17 protein-coding genes are annotated in these 20,630 nt (G+C 71.9%); 7 read left to right on the top strand and 10 right to left on the bottom strand.

The genetic code is table 11. The features are described from left to right. Together QQZ14_RS25365 and QQZ14_RS25360 are read right to left on the bottom strand one after the other, a co-directional pair. The coding region (locus tag QQZ14_RS25365; RefSeq protein ID WP_284537226.1) for a hypothetical protein at window positions 1-2,042 on the bottom strand (2,042 nt) is incomplete at its 3' end. Between the two features lie 66 nt (window positions 2,043-2,108). Next, window positions 2,109-3,071, bottom strand: a complete 963-nt coding sequence (locus QQZ14_RS25360) for an NAD-dependent epimerase/dehydratase family protein (protein ID WP_284537225.1) — start codon at window positions 3,069-3,071, stop codon at window positions 2,109-2,111. Window positions 3,072-3,184: 113 nt separating this feature from the next. Between QQZ14_RS25360 and QQZ14_RS25355 the strand changes: the two genes are divergently transcribed. Continuing rightward, the gene (locus tag QQZ14_RS25355) at window positions 3,185-3,871 is read left to right on the top strand and encodes a TetR/AcrR family transcriptional regulator (protein ID WP_284537224.1); all 687 of its coding nucleotides are present in this window, start codon (window positions 3,185-3,187) and stop codon (window positions 3,869-3,871) included. Here QQZ14_RS25355 and QQZ14_RS25350 read toward each other — a convergent pair whose 3' ends face one another. Both QQZ14_RS25350 and QQZ14_RS25345 read right to left on the bottom strand, forming a co-directional pair. Further along, on the bottom strand, window positions 3,872-4,690 hold the full coding sequence (locus tag QQZ14_RS25350; RefSeq protein WP_284537223.1) for a hypothetical protein: 819 nt from the start codon (window positions 4,688-4,690) through the stop codon (window positions 3,872-3,874). It lies immediately after the preceding gene. Next, entirely contained in the window at window positions 4,683-5,252 is a 570-nt protein-coding gene (locus QQZ14_RS25345) for an RNA polymerase sigma factor (RefSeq protein WP_284537222.1), read from the bottom strand. The genes QQZ14_RS25350 and QQZ14_RS25345 overlap by 8 nt, the downstream gene beginning before the upstream one ends. A gap of 80 nt (window positions 5,253-5,332) precedes the next feature. Between QQZ14_RS25345 and QQZ14_RS25340 the strand changes: the two genes are divergently transcribed. Further along, window positions 5,333-6,577, top strand: a complete 1,245-nt coding sequence (locus QQZ14_RS25340) for a class I adenylate-forming enzyme family protein (RefSeq protein ID WP_284537221.1) — start codon at window positions 5,333-5,335, stop codon at window positions 6,575-6,577. On the opposite strand, the gene QQZ14_RS25335 is transcribed toward QQZ14_RS25340, so the two are convergent. Continuing rightward, window positions 6,578-7,522 (bottom strand): GlxA family transcriptional regulator, encoded by a 945-nt coding sequence (locus QQZ14_RS25335; RefSeq protein ID WP_284537220.1) that lies wholly within the window; start codon window positions 7,520-7,522, stop codon window positions 6,578-6,580. It lies immediately after the preceding gene. Window positions 7,523-7,616: 94 nt separating this feature from the next. Between QQZ14_RS25335 and QQZ14_RS25330 the strand changes: the two genes are divergently transcribed. Next, entirely contained in the window at window positions 7,617-7,766 is a 150-nt protein-coding gene (locus QQZ14_RS25330) for a hypothetical protein (RefSeq protein ID WP_284537219.1), read from the top strand. 70 nt (window positions 7,767-7,836) lie between these two features. Here the strand turns inward: QQZ14_RS25330 and rpsA are convergent, their stop codons facing one another. Beyond that, window positions 7,837-9,312 (bottom strand): 30S ribosomal protein S1, encoded by a 1,476-nt coding sequence (rpsA, locus tag QQZ14_RS25325; RefSeq protein ID WP_284537218.1) that lies wholly within the window; start codon window positions 9,310-9,312, stop codon window positions 7,837-7,839. A 210-nt stretch (window positions 9,313-9,522) separates the two neighbouring features. On the opposite strand from rpsA, the gene QQZ14_RS25320 reads away from it, so the two are divergent. Next, the gene (locus QQZ14_RS25320) at window positions 9,523-10,332 is read left to right on the top strand and encodes a class I SAM-dependent methyltransferase (RefSeq protein WP_284537217.1); all 810 of its coding nucleotides are present in this window, start codon (window positions 9,523-9,525) and stop codon (window positions 10,330-10,332) included. On the opposite strand, the gene QQZ14_RS25315 is transcribed toward QQZ14_RS25320, so the two are convergent. Beyond that, window positions 10,329-11,264 (bottom strand): DUF3068 domain-containing protein, encoded by a 936-nt coding sequence (locus QQZ14_RS25315; protein WP_284537216.1) that lies wholly within the window; start codon window positions 11,262-11,264, stop codon window positions 10,329-10,331. The genes QQZ14_RS25320 and QQZ14_RS25315 overlap by 4 nt on opposite strands. Before the next feature lie 190 nt (window positions 11,265-11,454). Here QQZ14_RS25315 and QQZ14_RS25310 point away from each other — a divergent pair, with 190 nt between their 5' ends. Together QQZ14_RS25310 and QQZ14_RS25305 are read left to right on the top strand one after the other, a co-directional pair. After that, window positions 11,455-13,224 (top strand): hypothetical protein, encoded by a 1,770-nt coding sequence (locus QQZ14_RS25310; RefSeq protein ID WP_284537215.1) that lies wholly within the window; start codon window positions 11,455-11,457, stop codon window positions 13,222-13,224. Then, window positions 13,221-14,477 (top strand): acyltransferase family protein, encoded by a 1,257-nt coding sequence (locus QQZ14_RS25305; RefSeq protein ID WP_284537214.1) that lies wholly within the window; start codon window positions 13,221-13,223, stop codon window positions 14,475-14,477. The genes QQZ14_RS25310 and QQZ14_RS25305 overlap by 4 nt, the downstream gene beginning before the upstream one ends. Here QQZ14_RS25305 and QQZ14_RS25300 read toward each other — a convergent pair. Together QQZ14_RS25300 and QQZ14_RS25295 are read right to left on the bottom strand one after the other, a co-directional pair. After that, on the bottom strand, window positions 14,372-18,505 hold the full coding sequence (locus tag QQZ14_RS25300; protein WP_284537213.1) for an alpha-(1->3)-arabinofuranosyltransferase domain-containing protein: 4,134 nt from the start codon (window positions 18,503-18,505) through the stop codon (window positions 14,372-14,374). The genes QQZ14_RS25305 and QQZ14_RS25300 overlap by 106 nt on opposite strands. Window positions 18,506-18,512: 7 nt before the next feature. Continuing rightward, a complete protein-coding gene (locus tag QQZ14_RS25295) occupies window positions 18,513-19,238 on the bottom strand; it encodes a class I SAM-dependent methyltransferase (protein WP_284537212.1) in 726 nt (241 codons plus the stop codon). Window positions 19,239-19,277: 39 nt separating this feature from the next. Between QQZ14_RS25295 and QQZ14_RS25290 the strand changes: the two genes are divergently transcribed. Then, entirely contained in the window at window positions 19,278-20,435 is a 1,158-nt protein-coding gene (locus QQZ14_RS25290; protein ID WP_284537211.1) for a glycosyltransferase family 4 protein, read from the top strand. A gap of 21 nt (window positions 20,436-20,456) precedes the next feature. On the opposite strand, the gene QQZ14_RS25285 is transcribed toward QQZ14_RS25290, so the two are convergent. Then, window positions 20,457-20,612 carry a hypothetical protein gene (locus QQZ14_RS25285; protein WP_284537210.1) on the bottom strand — a complete coding sequence of 52 codons (156 nt, stop codon included), beginning with the start codon at window positions 20,610-20,612 and terminating at the stop codon, window positions 20,457-20,459. Window positions 20,613-20,630: the final 18 nt, after the last annotated feature.

Below are 20,630 nucleotides of genomic sequence, written 5' to 3'. Positions count from 1 at the left end.
GCGCCACCCTCGGCTCGGGCCAGCGCCTGCTCGGCCTCGCCGAGGGTGGCGCGGGCGCCGGCCCCGACGTCGGCCCGGTCCACCTCGTCACGCGCCTCCGCGACCGCGGCGGCCCCGGCGCCGAGCACCCGCTGGGTGTCGTCGTAGGCCGCGATCACGGCGGTGACCACCGCCGCGCTGTCCCGCACCCGGCGCCCGAGCCCCTCGAGGTCGTCGCGCAGCGCGAGGAGGGGCGCCTTGGGCGCCTTGGCGCGCTCCCCGAGCCGCCCCGCCTCCGACTCGAGCTCCGCGACGGGCGGCACGACGTCGAGGTAGGAGATCGCGGTCGCGTTGGCCTCGATCTGCTCCCGGACGCCGGCGGCGTCCGCCACCAGTCGCTGGGCGGTGAGCGGCAGCTGTGCGGTGAGCTCCGTCAGCTCCCGCTCCCGCTCGCCCGCGGCGGCCGCGTCGGTCGCGATCGTGTCGGCGCTCTGCTGGGCGGCGGTGATCTCGTCGCGGGCGCGGCGGAACGCCTGCGTCGACATCGAGGCGTCGTCGCGGATCGTCGCGAGCTCGTCGTCGAGGCGCGTGCGGCCCAAACGGGCGGCCTCGAACCGGTCGCGCACGCCGACGACGCACGAGGGGTCGTACGTCGCCTCCAGGTGCTCGAGCGTGACCCGGGCGTCGCCCAGAGCGGCGTCCAGGTCGGCGGTCCGGGCCTCGAGCGAGGCCAGGTCGGCGGCGAGCGCCGCCCGGTAGTCGTCGAGGCCCTCCAGCCAGGCCGTCTGCTCCGCCAGCGTGGCCGCAGCCTCGGCGAGCCGGTTCGAGGCGTCGCCGAAGCGCAGCTGGCGGCCGAGCCCCTCGGCGTCGCGCGCGGCCTGCTCGGCGGTGCTCGGGGCGCCGTCGAGGTCACCGGTGCGGTAGCCCTCGCCGCGGCGACGCCCCAGCAGGCCGGTCATCCGCTCCGCCTCGCCGCGCAGCGAGGCGACCTGCTCGGGGAGCGCGTCGCGCAGCCGCTCGAAGCCGGTCACCTCCTCCTCGGCGGTGGTCAGGGCCGCGTGCACCTCTCGCAGCGCGGCCGCGGCCTCGGTGACCGGCCCGAGCCCGGCGGCCGCCTCGTCGCGGTCGAGCCGCGCCACCTTGTCCACGGCGTAGGTCTGGGAGAGCGTGAGGTACGTCGCGGTCGCCTGCTCGAGCCGGGCGGCCGCGGCGGCGTGGTCGGACCGGATCTGCCTGATCACCGCGTCGTCGACCGACGGGAGGGCGCCGACCCGCGCCTCGACGTACTCGCGGGCCTCGTCGACCTCCACCCAGGCTGCGGCGAGGTCGTCGGTGGCGGCCGCCAGCGAGGCGCGGGCCGCGCGCGTGTCCCGGCGGCGGCGCAGCAGCACCCACCCGCCCCAACCGGCGCCGCCCGCCACGAGCGCGCCGGGGAGCACCAGCAGCCAGGGGCTCGCGTCGGCCGACTCGACGGGCCCGACCGACTCTCCCGGGTCGTCAAGCCCGCCCGTGACCGGCGCGACGCCGGATCCGCCGCCCGGGTGGGCGGGTCCGTCGGCGCGCGCGTAGGCGCGGGCGTAGATCGCCAGGCCGTCGACCATGCCGCGCGTCCACCGGCCGTTGCCGAAGCTCGCGCCCATGCCGTCGACCTCGGCGTGCTCACGCGCCGCCTCGAACCGGTCCTGCGCGCGGCCGTCGTAGTGGGTGGCCAGCTGGCTGTCCTGGGTCGCGACGGCGAGCACCAGCAGCGACCGGCCGCCCCCGGGCCGGAAGCCCCAGCCGTGGCAGCGCTGCCGCTCCTCGTAGACGCGGTCGTAGAGGTCCTGCCCGTCGGTGGTGAGGTAGCTGATCACCTTGACGACCACCTGATCGCCGAAGGCCGCGGCGGCCCGCTCGACGCGGGCGTCGTCGAGCACGTCGGCACCGTCCTCGACCACGCTCTCGGTGCAGGCCGGGGCGGCCGCCCACGCTGCAGTGGGCAGGACCAGGGTGGCGGCCGTGCCGGTGATCGCGGCGGTGACCAGGGCCGCGAGCACGCCCGAGACGGCGAGGAGCCTTCGCATGCCGCACATCGTGCCCCGCACGGGCCCTGCCGAACCCACCGGCTCACCGCAAGGCCCTTCGCGGGACTAGACCACCGACGTCGACGGCGCGGAACCCGCCACCGCGTCGTCGGCGCCCAGGGCCGTCGCGCGGCAGACCTCGGCCCACGGCGTCGGCTCGAGGCCCAGCTCGCGGGTGATCGCGCTGGAGTCGAGCACGTAGGGGCGCTCGAACTGGTAGACGGTCTCCCGCAGCTCGCGCAGCAGCGGTACGAACCGGCCACCCACGGTCAGCATCGCCTTCGGCCAGGTCCGCACGGTCACGGGCTCGCGTCCGGCAGCGCGGCACACGTCGGCGACCGTCTCGGCCTGGGTGCGGGGGGCGTTGGTGGGCGCGTGCCAGACCCGGCCCCACATCTGCGGCGCCTGGGCGACCGCGGCGAGCGCCCGCCCCATGTCGCGCACGTCGGTGAACGAGTGCGGCTGGTCGGCGCGCCCGAAGACCCGCACGCTCCTGCCGGAGAGAGCGCGCGGCGTCACCTGCGGGATGTGGGCGCTGGTGATCCACGGTCCCAGGTAGTCCGAGCCGCGCACCTCCACGGCGCGGAGCCGTCCGGCCCCGTGTGCTGCGAGCGCGTCGGCCCACATCCCCGCCCGGATCCGCGCCTTGGTGCCGGTCGCGGCGTCTGGCATCCCCTCGACCATCGGTCCGTCGACCGGCCCGTAGCCGTACAGGCAGGACGCCGTGACCAGCGTGGCGCCGGTGCGCTCGGCCGCCTCCAGGAACGCCGCCGCCACCGGCGGCCAGTACGTGGTCCACACGTCGTACGACGGCGGGTTGATGCAGTTGTAGAGCGCGACCGCGCCCGTGGCGAGCTCGGTCAGGCGCGCCGCGTCCGCGGCGTCCGCGGCCGAGCGACGGACGCCCGCGATGGCGGGCCCCGCGCCGGAGCGGCTGGCCAGCAGCACGTCGTGCCCCTCCGAGGCCAGCTGGACGGCGGTGGCCCGGCCGACCGGGCCGGCGCCGACGATCACGTGGAGATCGGACATTGGTTCCTCCTGAGGTCTGGAATCGAGAGCACTGCTCTCCGTTCGCCCCAACACTGACACGCTTGCGTGGCGAAAACAAGAGCACTGCTCTCGTCGTGTGCCACGATGGGCGCATGTCCCGTGCCGAGAACCGCCTCGAGATCACCCGCGCCATCCAGGGGACCGCGCGCCGCCACCTCGCGGACGTCGGCCCGGCCGCGCTGTCGCTCCGCGCGATCGCGCGCGAGGTCGGCATGGTCTCCTCGGCGGTCTATCGCTACTTCGCGAGCCGGGACGAGCTGCTGACCGCGCTGATCATCGAGGCCTACGACGAGCTGGGCGCGGCCGTCGAGGCCGCCGACGCCGGCGTACGGCGTCGCGGCGACCTCGCCAAGCGCTTCCTCGCCGTCTGCCATGCCGTCCACGAATGGGCGCGCGCCCACCCGCACGAGTACGCGCTGCTCTACGGCTCCCCCGTGCCGGGCTACGCGGCCCCCGACACCACGGTCCCCTCGGCGGCCCGCATCACCGGCGCGATCCTGCGGCTGGCCCAGGAGTCCGAGCGCGCCGGACACCCGCTGGGCGCGCCCGTGCGCACGGTGAGCACCCAGGAGCGGCGCGCCCTCGGCGGGGTCCGGCCCGCCCTCGACGTCACCATGAGCGACGACCGCATGGTCCGCTGGCTGATGGCCTGGCAGACGCTCTTCGGCCACGTCAGCCTCGAGCTGTTCGGCCACATGCACCGCGGCATCCTGGACTACGACGCCCACTTCCAGCAGGTCACCGAGCAGCTCGCGGCCGACCTGGGGCTCTCCGGCTGATCAGCACCCGTGGTTCGCCTGGGCGCACGTGTCGCTGCCCCAGTCGAGCCGGTAGGTGTGGCGGACCCCCGAGTAGGACACCTGCGCCGTGATCGGCGGGTCCTTCATCTCGTTGCCGTCGCTGCGGTAGGTGTGCGCTACGCGCCACCACGTGCGGCCGTCCTCGCCGGTCGTCGTCTCGGCCGGCACCGTCCGGCCGTCGGGGAACGTGTACTCGACGTCGTACGCCATCGCACCGTCGGGAACGACCCCGCCGGCGACCCGGACGACGTCGAACGCACCGCGACCGGCGGGCACGTACTTGCTGCTGACCCGGTAGGTCTCGACGCCCTCCACCGGAGTCATCGGCAGCGGGCGGTGCACCGTCGTCAGCCCCCGGACGTCGCACAGCACGAACTGGTCGCCCCTGACCCAGAAGCTCGTGCGGTCGTCGAACGCGGCGGCGAGCTCGGCTCCCGGCAGGACGTCGCGGAGCTCGCGCTCGCAGTCACCGCGGCCGGCCTGCTGCGTCGACGGCGGCGGGTTCGGCGTGCCCGTGACGATGTCCGGCGGCGTGATGCCGGGCTCCGGGATCAGCGGGGGCGACGGCGCCACCGAGGTCCCGGGAGCGGCCGGAGACCCCTCGGTGCCACCGCCTCCCTGCACGGCCCACGCACCCGCGCCGGCGACCAGCACGACGGCGGCCGCCGCCACGGCCGGGGCGACCCACCGGCTCCGGGACGTGGCGCCGTCCTGCGCGGCCCGCAGCAGCTCCCCACGGATCCGGGCCCGGCTCCGGTCGGGCAACGGCTCGTCGGGTGGGGGCGTGAGGTCACTCATCGCGGTCTCCTGGTGCTGTGGTCTGGTCGGTGAGGCGGGCGCGGGCCCGGGAGAGGCGGGACCGGACGGTCCCGACCGGTACGTCGAGGGCGGCGGCCGCCTGCTCGTAGCTCAGCCCGGACCACGCCACGAGGCCGAGCACCTCGCGCTCGCGGGCGGGCAGGCCGTCGATCGCGGCGAGCACGCTGCGCATCCGCTCCTCGGAGCCGAGCCGCTCGGCCACCCGGTCGGCGTGGTCGGGCTCGGCCGCCGGCCGTGGCAGCGCCGCGAGGGCGCGGTGCCGCCGGCGCCGGGAGCGGTTCAGGTTGCGGCAGACGTTCGTGGCGACGCCGTACAGCCAGGGCAGGGCCGACCCGTCGTCCGCCTGGACCCGGCGCCGGTGCCGCCACACCTCGAGGAACACCGTCGCGGTGGCGTCCTCGGCCTCCGACCAGTCCCCCGTCGCCCGGAAGCAGTGGTTGTAGATGCGGTCGCCGTACCGGTCGAAGAGCGCAGCGAGGGCCTCGGGGTCGTCGCTGCGCAACCGGTCCACGAGGTCCTTCTCGTCGGCCTGGGTCGCCACCACTCCTCCTCGCTGCACACCTCTACATGTCCGCTCGCGCTCACGAGTTCCCGCCGGTCTCGCGACAGTAGGGTGGCCGCGTGGACCACGTCGAGCTGCGCGAGGGGTCGCGGGTCGCCCTGCTGGTGCCCGGGTCGCTCGACTACCTGGACCTGGTGATGTCCCTGCTCGCCGCCGGGATGTTCCCGATCCCCCTCGACCCGCGGCTGACGGCGTACGAACGGGAGCGACTGCTCGCCGGCCTCCGGCCGGACCTGGTGGTCGACCGCCCGGAGCAGGTCGCGGCGATGGTCGCGAACACCCCGGACCGGTTCCGGGGCGCCCTGCCGCGCGCCCGTCCGATGCACGTCACCAGCGGCACCACCGGCACGCCGAAGGGCGTCTACTCAGGCCTGCTCGACGAGCAGGACGCCGCGGCGCTGGTCGCGGAGGAGCGCGACCTGTGGGGGTTCACGGAGTCGGACGTCAACCTCGTGCTCAGCCCGCTCTACCACTCCGCTCCCCTGCGCTTCGCGATGGGGACGGCGCTCGCCGGCGGCCGCGTCGTCGCGCCGGGTGCGTTCGACGCCGAGCTGATGACCGAGGCGATCCGCCGCGAGCGGCCGACCACGATGTTCTGCGTGCCCGCCCACCTGCAGCGGCTCTTCGCCCACTGGGACCGGCACGGCTGGCCGGACCTGTCGTCCTTCCGGCTGGTCGCGCACGCCGGCGCACCCTGTCCTCCCGCGCTCAAGCGCCGGCTGATCGAGGCGTTCCCGGACGGGGCGACCTGGGAGTTCTACGGCTCCACCGAGGGCCAGTTCACCGCGTGCCGCGGCGAGGAGTGGCTCGAGCGGCCCGGCACCGTCGGGCGGGCCCGTCCCGGCCGCACCCTCTCGACCGACCCCGACGGCACGATCTGGTGCACGGTGCCGCCGTACGCCCGCTTCGAGTACTTCGGCGATCCGGAGAAGACCGCCGCGGCCTGGCGCGGCGACTCGTTCACGGTGGGCGACCTGGGCCGCCTCGACGACGACGGCTACCTCTACCTCGACGGGCGCCGCGAGGACCTGCTGATCACCGGCGGGGTCAACGTCTACCCGCTCGAGGTGGAGAACACCCTGCGCGAGCACCCGGGCGTCGCGGATGTCGCGGTGTACGGCGTCCCCGACGAACGCTGGGGTCAGCGCGTGTGCGCTGCGGTCGTCGGCGAGGTGAGCGCGGCGCAGCTCGACGCATTCGCGCGCGAGCGGCTGGCCCCGCCGAAGCGTCCGAAGGAGTACCACTTCATCACCGAGCTCCCCAGGACCCTCACGGGGAAGGTCTTACGGGACCAGCTGGGCTGACTAGCCGGCGAAGCGCCGCCGGTACTGCTGGGGGCTGAGCCCGCGCACCCGGGCGAAGTGGTGCCGCAGGGTCGCGGCGTTGCCGAAGCCGACCTCGTCGGCGATCCAGTCGATCGAGTGGTCCGTGCGCTCGAGCAGCTCCTCGGCGGCCTGCACGCGCTGGCGGGTGACCCAGGAGTGCGGCGTGGTGCCGGTCTCGGCACGGAACCGCCGGGCGAACGTGCGCGGCGACATGTGGCTGCGACGGGCCAGCGCCTCGACGCCCAGGTCGTCTCCGAGGTTGGCGACGATCCACTCCAGCAGCGGGCCGAGCGTCTCGGCGTCGCAGTCGGGCACCGCGCGGGCGATGAACTGGGCCTGGCCGCCGTCCCGGTGCGGGGGCACCACGATCCGCCGCGCGGTGGTCGCCGCGACCTTGGCGCCGAACTGCTCGCGCAGCAGGTGCAGCGAGGCGTCGATGCCGGCCGCGGACCCGGCGCCGGTCAGCACGTTGCCGTCGTGGCAGTAGAGGACGTCGGGGCGGACGTCCGCCTCGGGATAGGTCGCCGCGAGCCGGTCGGTGAAGCGCCAGTGGGTGGTGCACTCGCGGCCGTCGAGCAGCCCGGCGGCGCCGAGCTCGAAGACACCGGAGCAGTGGGCGTAGATGATCGCGCCGCGGTCGTACGCCGCCCGCACGGCGTCCAGGACCGCCGGGTCGTGCCGGGAGAAGTCGTACTTCGGGCTCAGGCAGACCAGGTCGGCGTCCTCGGTGGCCTCCAGGCCGCGCTCGACGACCAGGTCGTAGTCGGAGCGCCCCTTCACCCGACCCGGCCGCGGGGTGCAGACCCGGAAGTCGAACACCGGCGTCTGGTCCTCCGGGTGCTCCGGCTCGCCCCACACCTCGACCAGTGAGCCCAACCCGAAGGGCTCGGCCCCGTCCTGCACGATCACGGTCACCTTCTGCACGCGGCACAGCCTGACGGAGAACTGGCAGAAAATCAACGCACCATGACTTTCCTGCCAGTGGTGGCAGGATCACGCTGGGAGCATGATTTCTGCCATGACCTCGATCCTCGTCCTTCTGGCCATGGTCGCCCTCGCCGCCGCCCTGGTCCGCTACGCCCGCCACGACCGGTTCGCCGGCCCCGCCGTCCGCGCCCCCCACCGCGACGACCTGGGGCGGAGCACCTCCGCCCGGCTCGTCTCCTGAGCCCGAGAAGCCCGAAGGCCCGGTCACCTTGCGGTGACCGGGCCTTCGTGCGTCAGATGCTGCGTGCGGGTCAGGCGCCCCCGCCGGTGAGCTTCTCGCGCAGCGCCTGGAGCGCCTCGTCGGACGCGAGCGAGCCGCCGGTCTCGGCAGCCTCGGTGTCGTCGCTACCGCTGGAGTAGGACGTCGCCTCGCCGGCCTCGACCTCGGCCTTGGCGGCCTCGGCCTGCTGCTTGACGTGCGCCTCCCAGCGAGCGTGCGCCTTGGCGTACTGGTCCTCCCAGATCGCGCGCTGCTCGTCGAAGCCCTCGAGCCACTCGCCGGTCTCGGGGTCGAAGCCCTCGGGGTAGACGTAGTTGCCCTGCTCGTCGTAGGTCGCCGCCATGCCGTACAGCGTGGGGTCGAAGTCCTCGACATCGGCCGCGGTCGCGGTCTCGTTGGCCTGCTTGAGCGACAGCGAGATCCGGCGACGCTCGAGGTCGATGTCGATGATCTTCACCATCACGTCGTCGTTGACCTGGACGACCTGCTCGGGGATCTCGACGTGACGCTCGGCGAGCTCGGAGATGTGCACCAGGCCCTCGATGCCCTCCTCGACGCGGACGAACGCACCGAACGGCACCAGCTTGGTGACCTTGCCGGGCACGATCTGGCCGATCTGGTGGGTGCGGGCGAAGTGCTGCCAGGGGTCCTCCTGCGTCGCCTTGAGCGACAGCGAGACCCGCTCGCGGTCCATGTCGACGTCCAGGACCTCGACGGTGACCTCGTCGCCGACCGCGACGACCTCGGAGGGGTGGTCGATGTGCTTCCAGGACAGCTCGGAGACGTGGACTAGACCGTCGACGCCGCCGAGGTCCACGAACGCACCGAAGTTGACGATCGAGGAGACGACGCCCTTGCGGATCTGGCCCTTCTGCAACTGGGTCAGGAAGCCGTGGCGAACCTCGGACTGGGTCTGCTCGAGCCAGGCACGGCGGGACAGGACCACGTTGTTGCGGTTCTTGTCGAGCTCGATGATCTTCGCCTCGAGCGTCTGGCCGACGTAGGGCTGCAGGTCGCGCACGCGCCGCATCTCCACCAGGGAGGCGGGCAGGAAGCCGCGCAGCCCGATGTCCAGGATCAGGCCGCCCTTGACGACCTCGATGACGGTGCCCTCGACGACGCCGTCCTCCTCCTTGACCTGCTCGATCGTGCCCCAGGCGCGCTCGTACTGGGCGCGCTTCTTGGACAGGATCAGGCGACCTTCCTTGTCCTCCTTCTGGAGCACCAGGGCCTCGACCTTGTCACCCACGGAAACGACCTCGGACGGGTCGACATCGTGCTTGATCGAGAGCTCGCGGGACGGGATGACGCCTTCGGTCTTGTAACCGATGTCGAGCAGGACCTCGTCCCGGTCGACCTTGACGATGGTGCCATCCACGATGTCACCGTCGTTGAAGTACTTGATGGTCGCGTCGATCGCCGCGAGGAAGTCCTCTTCAGAACCGATGTCGTTGATCGCGACCTGGGGCGCGTCGTAATCGGGAAGAGTCGAGATGGTGCTCGTCATAAGGGAGGTTGTTCCTTGGGTGGATAGGAGTCGTGCGGACACGGCGAAGGTCCTTTTCACCAACCACGAGATGGAAAGCGAGCGCGTATCCGCTCCGTCTGGGACGCGGGCAGACCTCCGGCGCACCCTGAAGACTACGCGGGGCGTGTGAACTACGTCCAACTCGCGACCGGTCGGTGGTCCCCGGGGCGGCCGGGTTACGCTCCGAGCGTGGAGAACCATCCTCCGGTGCGGGTCGAGCGTCGTCCCGTCACCGAGGACGAGTCCCGCCGGGCCAACGGCCCGGACTGGGACCGTTACGCGGACGAGTACCAGTCCACCCACGGGGAGTTCCTCGGCGACATCGGCTTCGTCTGGGGACCCGAGGGGTTCTCCGAGGAGCAGGCCGGGGTGCTCGGCGACGTCGCGGGCCGCGACGTGCTCGAGGTCGGGTCCGGGGCCGGTCAGTGCTCCCGTTGGGTGCGCAGCCGGGGCGGGCGGGCCTACGGGCTCGACCTGTCGTTCCGCCAGCTCCAGCACTCGCGGCGCATCGACCAGGACACCGGCGTCGCCGTGCCCTCGGTGGTCGGCACCGCCACCGCGCTGCCGTTCGCCGACGACTCCTTCGACGTCGTGTTCTCCTCGTTCGGCGCGCTGCAGTTCGTCAGCGACATCGCCGAGGCCGTCGGCGAGACCGCGCGGGTGCTGCGCCGCGGCGGGCGCTACGCGTTCTCGATCACGCACCCGACCCGGTGGATGTTCCCCGACGACCCGACCGAGGCCGGCCTGGTGGCGAGCCAGTCCTACTGGGACCGCACGCCGTACGTCGAGGTCGACGACGCGACGGGCGAGGTGGCCTATGTGGAGCACCACCGCACGCTCGGCGACTGGGTCGCGCTGCTGGCCGGGCACGGGTTCGTGATCACCGACCTGCTGGAGCCGGAGTGGCCCGAGCACCACGAACGGATCTGGGGCGGCTGGTCCGCGACCCGGGGGCGCTACACCCCCGGGACCGCGATCTTCGGCGCCAGGCTCGGTTAGGTCGCGACGCGCGCCATCGCGGGCTTGATGGCGACGTCGTCGCCCCGCCGGCGGCGGGCGGTGAGCAGCAGCGCCAGGCCGGCCAGCACGCACAGGGCCCCGCCGGCGAAGCCGACGACCGGCACCCACAGTGTGATCGTGTCGAGCATCCGGATGTTGGTCCGGGCGTCGTCGGCGAACTGCTGGATCTGCTCCTCGGTGAAGCCGATCTTGAGGTCCAGCACCTGGGTGCCGTCGTCGAGGTAGCGCTGCTGGTCCTGGGTCTGCTGCTGGATCGCACCGGTCTTGGGCTCGACCCAGACCTCGATCTCGTTGTCGTAGGTGCCGTCGATGCCCTCGGCGATCTCGATCGGCTCGTCGCTGATCGTGACCTCGTAGACGTAGCACTCGATGCCGGCCAGCGTCTCGGTGCGGTCGTACACCGCGTCGACGGCGTGGCCGGCGGTGCCGTCCCACATCGGGTAGGTCTTCTTCTCGGAGTCGAAGGGCCACTTGTTCATCAGACCGTCGTGCGCCTGGGCGTCGGCCGGCAGGTGGTCGGTGTCGTTCACCGCGAGCCCGGACACCCGGTCGGTGGCGAACACGTCGGTGCTCGCGTCGACCAGGCGCGGGTCGTCACCTTCCACGCAGTTGGGTGCGTTGTCGATGTCCATGACCACGCACGTCGTCTGCACCCAGCTGGCGTTGTCGCCGTCGGAGGCGTTGGAGTCGGTCTTGGTGATGCTCTCGACCTTGACCGGGACCGGCTCGGACGGGAACTCACTCGTCGCCGGATCGAGCTTCCTCACCGTGCCGTCCAGGTGCGTGACCTGATTGACGTCCAACGGCGTCTTCTTGACCACGCCCGGAGCCCACACCGTCGCCAGCAGACCCGCCACGAGCAGGAAGGTCCCGAATCCGAGCATGACCAGGCCGAACCACTTACGCTTCACGTCCCCTCCCAAGGATGTTGCGATTCGGTGCACCGTAGCAGTACTCACGGGTAGAAATGCGACGTCCGTCACACTTGTGGGGTGAAGTTGTGCGAGCTCATCGCGCTCCGACGGTGGGCCTCCCCTGTGGGATAGTCCTGCCGTGCCCCGCTCCTCGTTCCAGCACCATCACGATGCGCAGCAGGGACAGATGGTGGTCGCGACGGGCGCGCTCCTCGTGGCCCTGCAGCTCGGACTGAGGGCGTGGCAGCTCTTCCGGTCGTGGTTCTATGCCGACGACTACCGCCTCCTGGACGCAGCGACTGGATCGTCCTTCTCGCTCGACTACGTGCTGCAACCCTTTGACAGCCAGTTCATGCCGTTCGGACGTGCCATTGCCTGGACAGTCGCACGCTCTGGCCACGTCGACTGGGTAGCCGCGGCGTCCCTGACGTTGGTCGTCCAGGCGTTGGCCAGTTCGGCATGCCTGTGGATGCTCGTGACGCTGTTCGGACCGCGATGGGGGGCCTTGGCGCCTTTGGCGCTCTACCTGACGAGCGCTCTGAGCATGCCGGGCGTGATGTGGTGGGCGGCGTCGCTCAACCAGCTCCCGCTGCAGGCGGTGCTGTTCACTGCAGTGGCCGTTTGGGTTCACTACCTCCGCGACCCCCGTCCCGGCCCCTTGGCGCTGAGTCTTGCGATCGTCGGGATCGAGTTCCTCGCCTACGTCAAGGCGGTCCTCGTCCTCGGCGTGATGGCCTTCATCGTGCTCGCCTACTTCTCCACCGGAGGACCTCGCCAGCGGGTGACCGAGGCGGTGCGTCGGTACTGGCTTGCTGCGCTCGCCGCTGTGGTCGCCGGTGGCGCGTTCGTGGCCTACTACCTCGTCGAGGTGCCGTCGGTGTTCGCGCAGCCGACCGTCCGGGTCGCCTCCGACCTCGCCGACACCATGCTCCTCACGTCGTTCCCGACAGGCTTGGTCGGCGGACCGTGGCGCTGGGATGCGTCGAACCCCCCGGCGGCGGTAGCCGACCCGCCGGGCGCGCTCGTCCATGTCGCCTGGGTCGTCATCGCGCTCGGTGTTGTCGGCATCGCCCTGCGGCGACGTCGCTCACTACGGGCGTGGGTGCTGCTCGGGGCCTATCTCGCCGTCGCCTACGTCCTGCTCCTGGTCAGCCGCGCGCCGATCACCGGAGGGTACGGCGGCCTGGAGTACCGCTACATCAGCGATGTCGCGGCTGTGAGCGTCCTTTGCATCGGACTCGCAACGATGCCGCTGACGGGAGCTGTCGAGTCGAGTGAGCCTCGGCAGCGACCGCTGCTGCTGCTCCAGCCGCCTCCCCTCGCCGTCGTCGTTCTCACCGCTCTGCTCTGTGGGTCCGGGCTCGTGAGCTCGACCCAGTACTCCAACGTGTGGGCCGACGAGAACCCTGGGGCGGACTACGTGCACACCGCAATCGATGGTCTCCACGGCCAAGGTGAGCTGGATCTTGCCGACCAGGTCGTGCCGGCCACTGTGATGCCGCCGCTCTCGGCGCCCCTCAACACGACCTCCCGGCTGCTCCCCCTGCTCGCGGACAACGTCAGCTTTCCCACTTCAACCCCGACCCTGGTGGTGCTCGACGACGGCGGAATGCCGTTCCGCGCAGTGGTCGAGCCGACGGTCGAGAGTCTCGCCGGCGACCTACCAGGGTGCGGCTGGCGTGTGCGCAGCCCGATCGTCTCGATCCCACTCGACCACCGGGTCTTTGACTTCGGGTGGTGGATCCAAGTCGACTACCTGGCCTCAGCCGACGACGTCATGAGGGTGCGCGTCGGGGATGAGGAGCAGGAGGTCGGAGTGACGCGCGGGCTCAACACTGTCTTCCTCCATGTCGACAGCTCCTTCGATGCGGTCGACGTCGGGGGGCTCTCCCCCGGGACGACCGTGTGCGTGGACACGGTGACAGTGGGCCAGCCGAAGCCGGCGGGGCCCCTGTGACCTCGCCTTCCCGTGCACCCTCGCTCGGAGCGGACATCGTCCCGCCTCCCCCGGCCACGTCGGGTCAGTACGTCGTCCTCGACACTCTCCGGGCGGTCGGGGCGCTCGGTGTGCTCACCACCCACACGTCGTTCCAGTCCGGGGCTTACGTCACGCACGGAACATGGGGCACGATGTTGGCCCGTCTCGACGTCGGCGTCGCGATCTTCTTCGTACTCTCGGGCTTCCTGCTCTCCCGACCGTTCCTGGACCGCGGTCTGCGCGGTGAGCGGCGGCCCTCCACCGGCCAGTACCTCTGGAAGAGGTTCCTGCGGATCGCGCCGGTCTACGTCCTGGCCGTCTTGGTCGCGCTCACCTTCATCCACGAGAACGCCGATCTGGGGGCGGGCCAGTGGCTCACGACCCTCGCGATGCTCAACACGTTCGTCGACCCGACCCTGCCCTACGGGCTCACCCACATGTGGAGCCTTGCGGTCGAGGTGACCTTCTACGTGGCGCTGCCCGCCCTGATGCTCCTAGCCATCGGCCGACGTCGGCTGCGTCCAGCACGGGTGACTGCGGTGCTCGTCGTGCTCTCGGCGGTCTCGGTGTGGTGGCATCTCGACGGCGCGGGCCGGGTCGCCCACCACACCGAGGCCTCACCGTTGCAGTGGCTCCCGACATACCTGATCTGGTTCGCCATCGGCATCGGGCTCGCCCTCGTCAGCCTGCTGCACGCCGACGCGGAGCGTGGGACACGGCCCGGGGGGCGGATCGTGGCGATGATCGTGGGGGTGGGCCGACAGCCCGGCGTGTGCTGGACCATCGCACTAGGGCTGTTCCTGGTGGCCGCGACGCCACTCGCTGGTCCAAGCGTGCTGGCACCGCTCACGTCCGCGCAGTCGCTGACCAAGAACCTGCTGTACGCCGGCATCGGAGGGCTCCTGGTGGCATCGGGCGCCTTCTCGGTCGAGGGAGGACGTTACCAACGGGTGTTCGGGCACGTCTCGCTGCGACGCCTCGGCTGGATCTCCTACAGCGTGTTCAGTCTGCACATGTCGGTGATCCAACTGGTCATGTGGGCGACCGGCTGGCCGCTCTTCGGTGGCCACGCGCTCGAGCTCTGGGCCCTGACGCTCGTAGCGAGCCTGGTGGTCGCCGACCTCACCTACCGGCTCATCGAGCGGCCGGCTCTGCGCCTGAAGACCCTGCCCCTCGGCCGTCGCCAGGGCACGCAGGCCAGCGCCGACACCACCGGGACCAGCAGGAGGTAGTGCAGCCAGGCGTCGTTGCCGGCCCACTCGTCCCCCCAGGGACGCAGTGCATAGGCCGCTCCGGCGATCAGGCAGGGCGCAGCGAGCAGCCCGGGACCGAGGTCAGGGGTGCGGCGCACGAGTAGGGCGGCCACGGGTGCGGCCACGGCAGCGATCACCACGCCCATCCACCCGGCGACGAGGCCCAGGACGGCCACGGCGATCGGGCCCGCCAGCAGCGGCGACAGAGGGCGTGCACCGAGCTCATCTGGCAGGGACCGGCGGGACCGACGACCGACGAGCGCAACGGCGAGCAGCAGCCCGACCAGCGCGACCCCGCCGGCGAGCAGACCGAACCGGTAGGGCCGGTCCGGTGCGAACGACGCTTTCACACGTGCATCACCCTGGAGCCGCCAGCCTTGTTCCCATCCGTCGATCCGCACCGGCGCCAAGTCCTGACCGCCCTGATCGGCCTCCCAGCCGTCGTTGATGTTGCTGCGCGCCGCGAGCACGCCCGATCCAGGGGCAGGAACATAGTCCCGGTCGACCGGGCCCTGCACCGTCACCGGCGCCGGCGTCACCGTTGCGGGCGGCAGATCCGGTCCCAGCACGATGCTGGAGAGCCGGAAGGCATCCGACGCAGTTGCTGACACGGTCGCCTCGCCTGAGGGCAGGGCGACGCTCTGCCCGCCGCAGAGCTCGGCGGGAACGACATCGCCTTGCGCCACGGCGAACGGCGCTGCGACAACGCGGCTCTGCCGTGTCGACCCGTCGACCTCGACGTCCGGGCCGGACCCACACGGATAGCGGACCGGGTCGAGGGAAAGCCGCAGCGGCAGGTAGGGCACACCCCGGAGCCGGAGCTCCGAGACGGCGACCCCCACCCCGGACGGCTGGCCGTCCGGACCGACGGAGTACCCCGACCGCGTGGCGACCACCGTGACCGTGAGCTGGTCGGTGCGGATGGTGCGGAAGCTCGCCCGACCGGAGTCGAGGTCGACGGTGCGGGAGCCACCAGGCCAGGTGAGGCGCAGGCTGACCGGCCGCCGGCCGTCGGCCTCCCGGTCCACACGCAGTGCCAGGCCGTCGACCGAGCGCACGCCTAGCCAGCTCAGCCGCAAGGTGGGCGACGGGTCGTCGGGGTCGGATAGCCAGCTGGTACCCCGGTCGCCGTCGATGGCCGCCACCGGCCAATCCCGCGGATCCTTGGGCGCGAGCACCGTCGATGCGGAGACCTCGACGGGCTGATCGATGAGAACCAAGCGGTCCAGTGCCGCACTCGCGCGAGGAACCACGCGGATGCGGGCGTCGTACGTCGCCGGACGCGCGAGTGTCACGACCCTTGCCATGCCCGCGTCCTCCTCGCCGTCCCCGGCCTTGTCCGGTGCACAGCGGACGTCACCCTCGACTGCCACACAGCCGGTGCGCGCATCCAGGTCTGAGCGAAGCGTGATGGTGTGCGGGTCGCCCCACGCCTCGGGGAGCACGGGGAGCACGAGCGAGCGCTGCACGTGCACGCCGGGGACCTGCACGTCGGCCAAGGAGAGCTGTCGGAGGTCGTCGCCGACCACCTCGACCCGCAGCCAGGAGGTGCGCCCCGCCGGCAGAGCCACGGTGCGGGTCACGCCCTCCCCGAGCCGCACTGGCTCGCTGCTGCCGCTCTCGGTGGTGACCACCACGGCGAGGTTGTCCGGGTTGCCGAGCCCGCCGGTCAGCTCCACCCGCCCAGGGCTCACCGCCGACGTCAGGCCGAGCCGCCACCAGGCGGGCTCGGCGGAGCCTGGCGCCGAGCGCCAGGCGGTGTCGACGGAGGCGTCCACCGCCGCATACGGGAGCCGGCCGCGGCGCGCGCCGCCGATTGCGGTCGAGTCGGACTCCGACGACGACGCCGCGAGCGAGGCGGCGCCGTCGAGGCGGACGGTCGTCGACCAGCGGTCATCGTCGGACACCAGGTAGTCGCGGGTCGGGTTCCCGGACCGGCGTACATCACCCGGCGTCAGCACCGGTGAGTAGCCGTCGTGGACGCGACCGAAGAACCGCTCCCGCTCTCGGAGCCCGTCGGTGAGCACGATGTCGCCGTCCGGCGCCTGGCTTGGGTCGGCGTCCACACCGAGGACCGTCGGCTCGTCCGTCAGGACGCCGAGGTCCGCGAGGTCGAGCAGGTCCTCGGGCCCCCCGACCACCACCGGGGTCGTGCTCACGCTGACCGCGGCGGCGGCGTCCTCGACCTCGAACACCTCGACCGCCGGGTAGGTCGACCGCCAGCCATGGTCGACGAGGATGCGCTGACCTCCAAGCCGGGTGCTCCCTCCGCCCCCGACGTCGGGGCCGAACGTCGCGACCCGGCTCAGTCCCGGCGAAGAACCGAGGGCCTGGTGCACGAGCACGGGGTCCGGAACATCATCCGCTGGCTCGAGGTCGTTGCGGACCACGACGTACCTGACCCCAGCGCGCCGAAGGAAGGTGGTCAGTCCCGCGGATCCGCGGCCCTGGCTCAGGGCCGTCTCCACCTCGTCGAGCATCCTGATGTTGCCGGGAGGCGTCAGTGGGATGGCGTTGCGCACGGCCCACGGCGAGTCCGCGAGCCACTGCAGCGGCTCGTCGCGGGGCGAGCCCCACAGGTACTCACCGAACGGCGCGCCCGGCGCCAGCAGTGCGGTGCCGGCCCCGGGCTCTCCTCCGTGCGCTGCCAGCCAGGTGGCGGTGTCCCGCCAGTAGGCCGGGACCGACAGGGTCGGACCACTCGGGGCGATCCGGCCCGCGACCGCCGGGGTTGCCGCGCCGGCCACCACGACCACGGCGACCAGGCAGAGAGCGGTCCGGTTGACGCGGGCGAGCAGCGTGTCCAGCGCCGGTGCCTGGGTGCCGTCAGGCCGGCCCCGCGGGGCGCTCGACGCCGACGAAACCGCACGGTCGACCACGAAGGCCAGCCCGACGACCAGCGGGATCCGCAGCACCGGATCGAACTTGTGGACGTTGCGCAGGGGCGCCAGGACACCGTCGAGCGCACTCTGGATATCGGGCTGGAACCAGCCCTGGACGCTGCCGTGGTGCCCCATGGTCACCATCAGGAGCCCGACCAGGAGGCCAAACGTGAGGAACGCTCGCTCATGCGTGCGTCGGTCGACCAGGCCCAGGAAGCCGAGGAACAGCACCATCGCGCTGTCGAGCGCGATGAAGGACGTCGTGATCAGGTCGTTGCCCGCCCGGGAGCCAGGGTCGACGTAGGGCACCCAGTCGGACGTGCCGCGCAGTGCGTCGAAGACCGTCGTCGGGAACGTGGTGACCGCGGTGGTCTCGATGAAGTCGAGGAACGGAGGGCTGTAGGAGCCCATCACGAAAAGGGGTACCAGCCACCACAGGGTGCCGAACAGCGTGAACACCGGCCACCACAGCATCAGCGAGCGCCGCCGGCGGCCACCTGTTCGGGTGAGCAGCCAGACCACCCCCAGGGGGATCACCGCGAACGTCGCCGCCGCGTTCACACCCCCGACCATCGCCACCGCGAACGCTGACAGGGCGGCCGCGCGGCGCGGCGAACCGCTCCGCGAGCCGGTGACCAGTGGCAGCAGCACCCATGGCGCGAGCGCACTGGGCCACGTCTCGATCGAGATCGGTCCCAAGGTCGTCAGCATCCGGGGGGAGAGCGCGAACGCCATCCCGGCAAGGAGACAGGCGAAGTCAGTGCGCACGCCCATCACCCGGCACAGGCGCGCCATGCCGGTGAAGGCCACCGACAGCACCAGCCCCATCCAGAGTCGCTGCACCACCCATCCGGGAAGGGCGACGATCCAGCCGACGAGGAAGAACGGTCCCATCGGCCAGAGATAGCCGTAGGCCTGGTTCTGCAGTTGCCCGAACGCGCCCTCGGGGTCCCACAGGTGCAGGGCCCGGGACAAGAACTCGGCGGGAGCAACCGCGAGATCGAACTTCGTGTCTGCGACGAGGTAGCCGGGGTCCTGCACGAAGGCGAGGCCGACTAGCACGGCGCAGCCCGCTACCAGCCGCAGCCAGTTGACTGAGGTCTCGGCATCGCGGAACCGGCTCACGGTGCCCTCATCTCTTGCGGAGCACGATGACGAGGTTCCACGTCACCACCTCTCGGAGGACCGGGACCCGGGACATCCAGTAGCTCCACCGGGGGTTGTAGCGCGGGATCACCGCGAGCACCTCGCCCGCCTGCTGGCGCCGCGTCCAGGCCACCCCGTCACGCATGGTGACGCGGAACAGCGACTCGCCGTACTTGTTCTTCGGCTCGTGACCGTGCCGCCTGTGGTAGCGACGACGAGCACGCGCCCCGCCGAGGTAGTGCCACGGGGAGGTCTCGTGACCGCCCCACGGCCCCCACCACAGCGTGTAGGAGATGAAGACGACGCCCCCTGACCGGGTCACCCGCAGCATCTCCTCCGCCATGTCCCACGGGCGCGGCACGTGCTCGAGGACGTTCGAGGAGTAGCAGACGTCGACCGAGCCGTCGCGGAACGGCAGGTTCATGCCGTCGCCGACCACGGTGCCCCCGGCGATCTCGCCGGTCCCCGAGAGCTCGCCGACGTCGGCGTCCAGGGCCCAGTACGTCGCTCCGGCCCGGCGGAACGCGTCGCGGAAGTACCCGGGTCCGCCGCCCACGTCCAGGACGGTCGTGCCGGCGAGGTCCCGGTAGCCCGAGAGCTGCCCCACCGAGTCCTCGGCCAACGCTGAGTAGAAGCGCGCGGGGTCGCTCTGCTCGACCCGGAAGTCCGAGAAGAGGCGCACGGACCGACGAAGATCGGCGGTCCATGGCATGCCGCGCACCATATCCGAACTACCCGGTAACCTCGCCGGATGCCGACGTCCGAAACCCTCGCGGGGCGCCACATCGTGTTCCTGAGCTGGCGCGACACCCGCAATCCCGAGGGCGGCGGCGCGGAGCGGTACCTGGAGAAGATGGCCGCGGGGCTCGTCGCCCGGGGCTGCCGGGTCACGATCTTCTGCGTCGCCTACGCCGGCGCAGCGCCCGACGAGGTCGTCGACGGCATCCGGTTCGTACGCCGCGGCGGCAAGCTGTCGGTCTACGCCCTCGGCATGTGGGCGCTGCTGCGCCGCCGGCTCGGCCGGGTGGACCTCGTGGTCGACGTGCAGAACGGACTGCCGTTCTTCAGCCCGCTCGTCACCCGCAAACCGGTCATCGTGCTGGTGCACCACGTCCACCGCGAGCAGTGGCCGGTGGTCTACCCGGGCCTGCCCGGGCGCGTCGGCTGGTGGGTCGAGAGCCGGCTCGCGCCGCGGCTCTACCGGTCGTGCCAGTACGTCGCGGTCTCCCGGGCCACTCGTGCCGAGCTCCGCGAGCTCGGTGTCACCGGCGCCCGGGTCGCGGTCGTGCACAACGGCACCGATCCGGTGATGCGGGTCGGGTCGCGCAAGTCGTCGCACCCCTCGATCTGCGTGGTGGGCCGGTTGGTCCCGCACAAGCAGGTCGAGCACGCCATCGACGCCGTGGCCATGCTGCTCGAGGAGTTCCCGGACCTGCGGCTGCACGTCGTGGGCAGCGGCTGGTGGGAGAGCCAGCTGCGCGCCTACGCGGCGCCCCTGGTCGCGCGGGGTGCGGTCGTCTTCGAGGGGCACGTGTCCGAGGTCCGCAAGCAGGAGATCTACGAGGAGTCCTGGCTGATGGCGCTGCCGTCGCTGAAGGAGGGGTGGGGCCTCGTGGTCGGCGAGGCGGCCGCGCACCACACCCCCACCGTCGCCTACGCCAGCGCGGGCGGCACCCGCGAGTCGATCGTCCACGGCGTGTCCGGCGTCCTGGTGGACTCTCCCGCCGAGCTCACGGCGGCCATCGGCGCGCTGCTGCGAGACGAGGCCGGGCGCGAGCGACTCGCGGACGGCGCGTTCCGACACAGCAAGGGCTTCACCTGGGGGCACTCCCAGGCCGCCTTCGCGCATGTCGTGACCGAAGCGCTGCGGGGCGTCCTGGTCAACGACCAGGACGCGACGGACGACTGAGCGGCGACGCGCCGGCTCAGGTCACTTGGTGGCGCCGTACTCCAGCACGGGGTTGGAGACGTTGGCCGGGGAGTTCTCCGGGGGCGCGGTCTGGCTGTTCACGAGCCCCACGACCGTTGCGCCGGCGAGTCCGCCGCCGACGATCACGCTCGCGAAGGTGATGATGAATGCCTGCACGTGTGTTCCTCCCTCAGG

This window comes from Nocardioides sp. T2.26MG-1, assembly GCF_950101795.1.
In the GTDB taxonomy this organism is placed as follows: domain Bacteria; phylum Actinomycetota; class Actinomycetes; order Propionibacteriales; family Nocardioidaceae; genus Nocardioides.
This window is presented reverse-complemented; position numbering and strand designations above follow the sequence as displayed.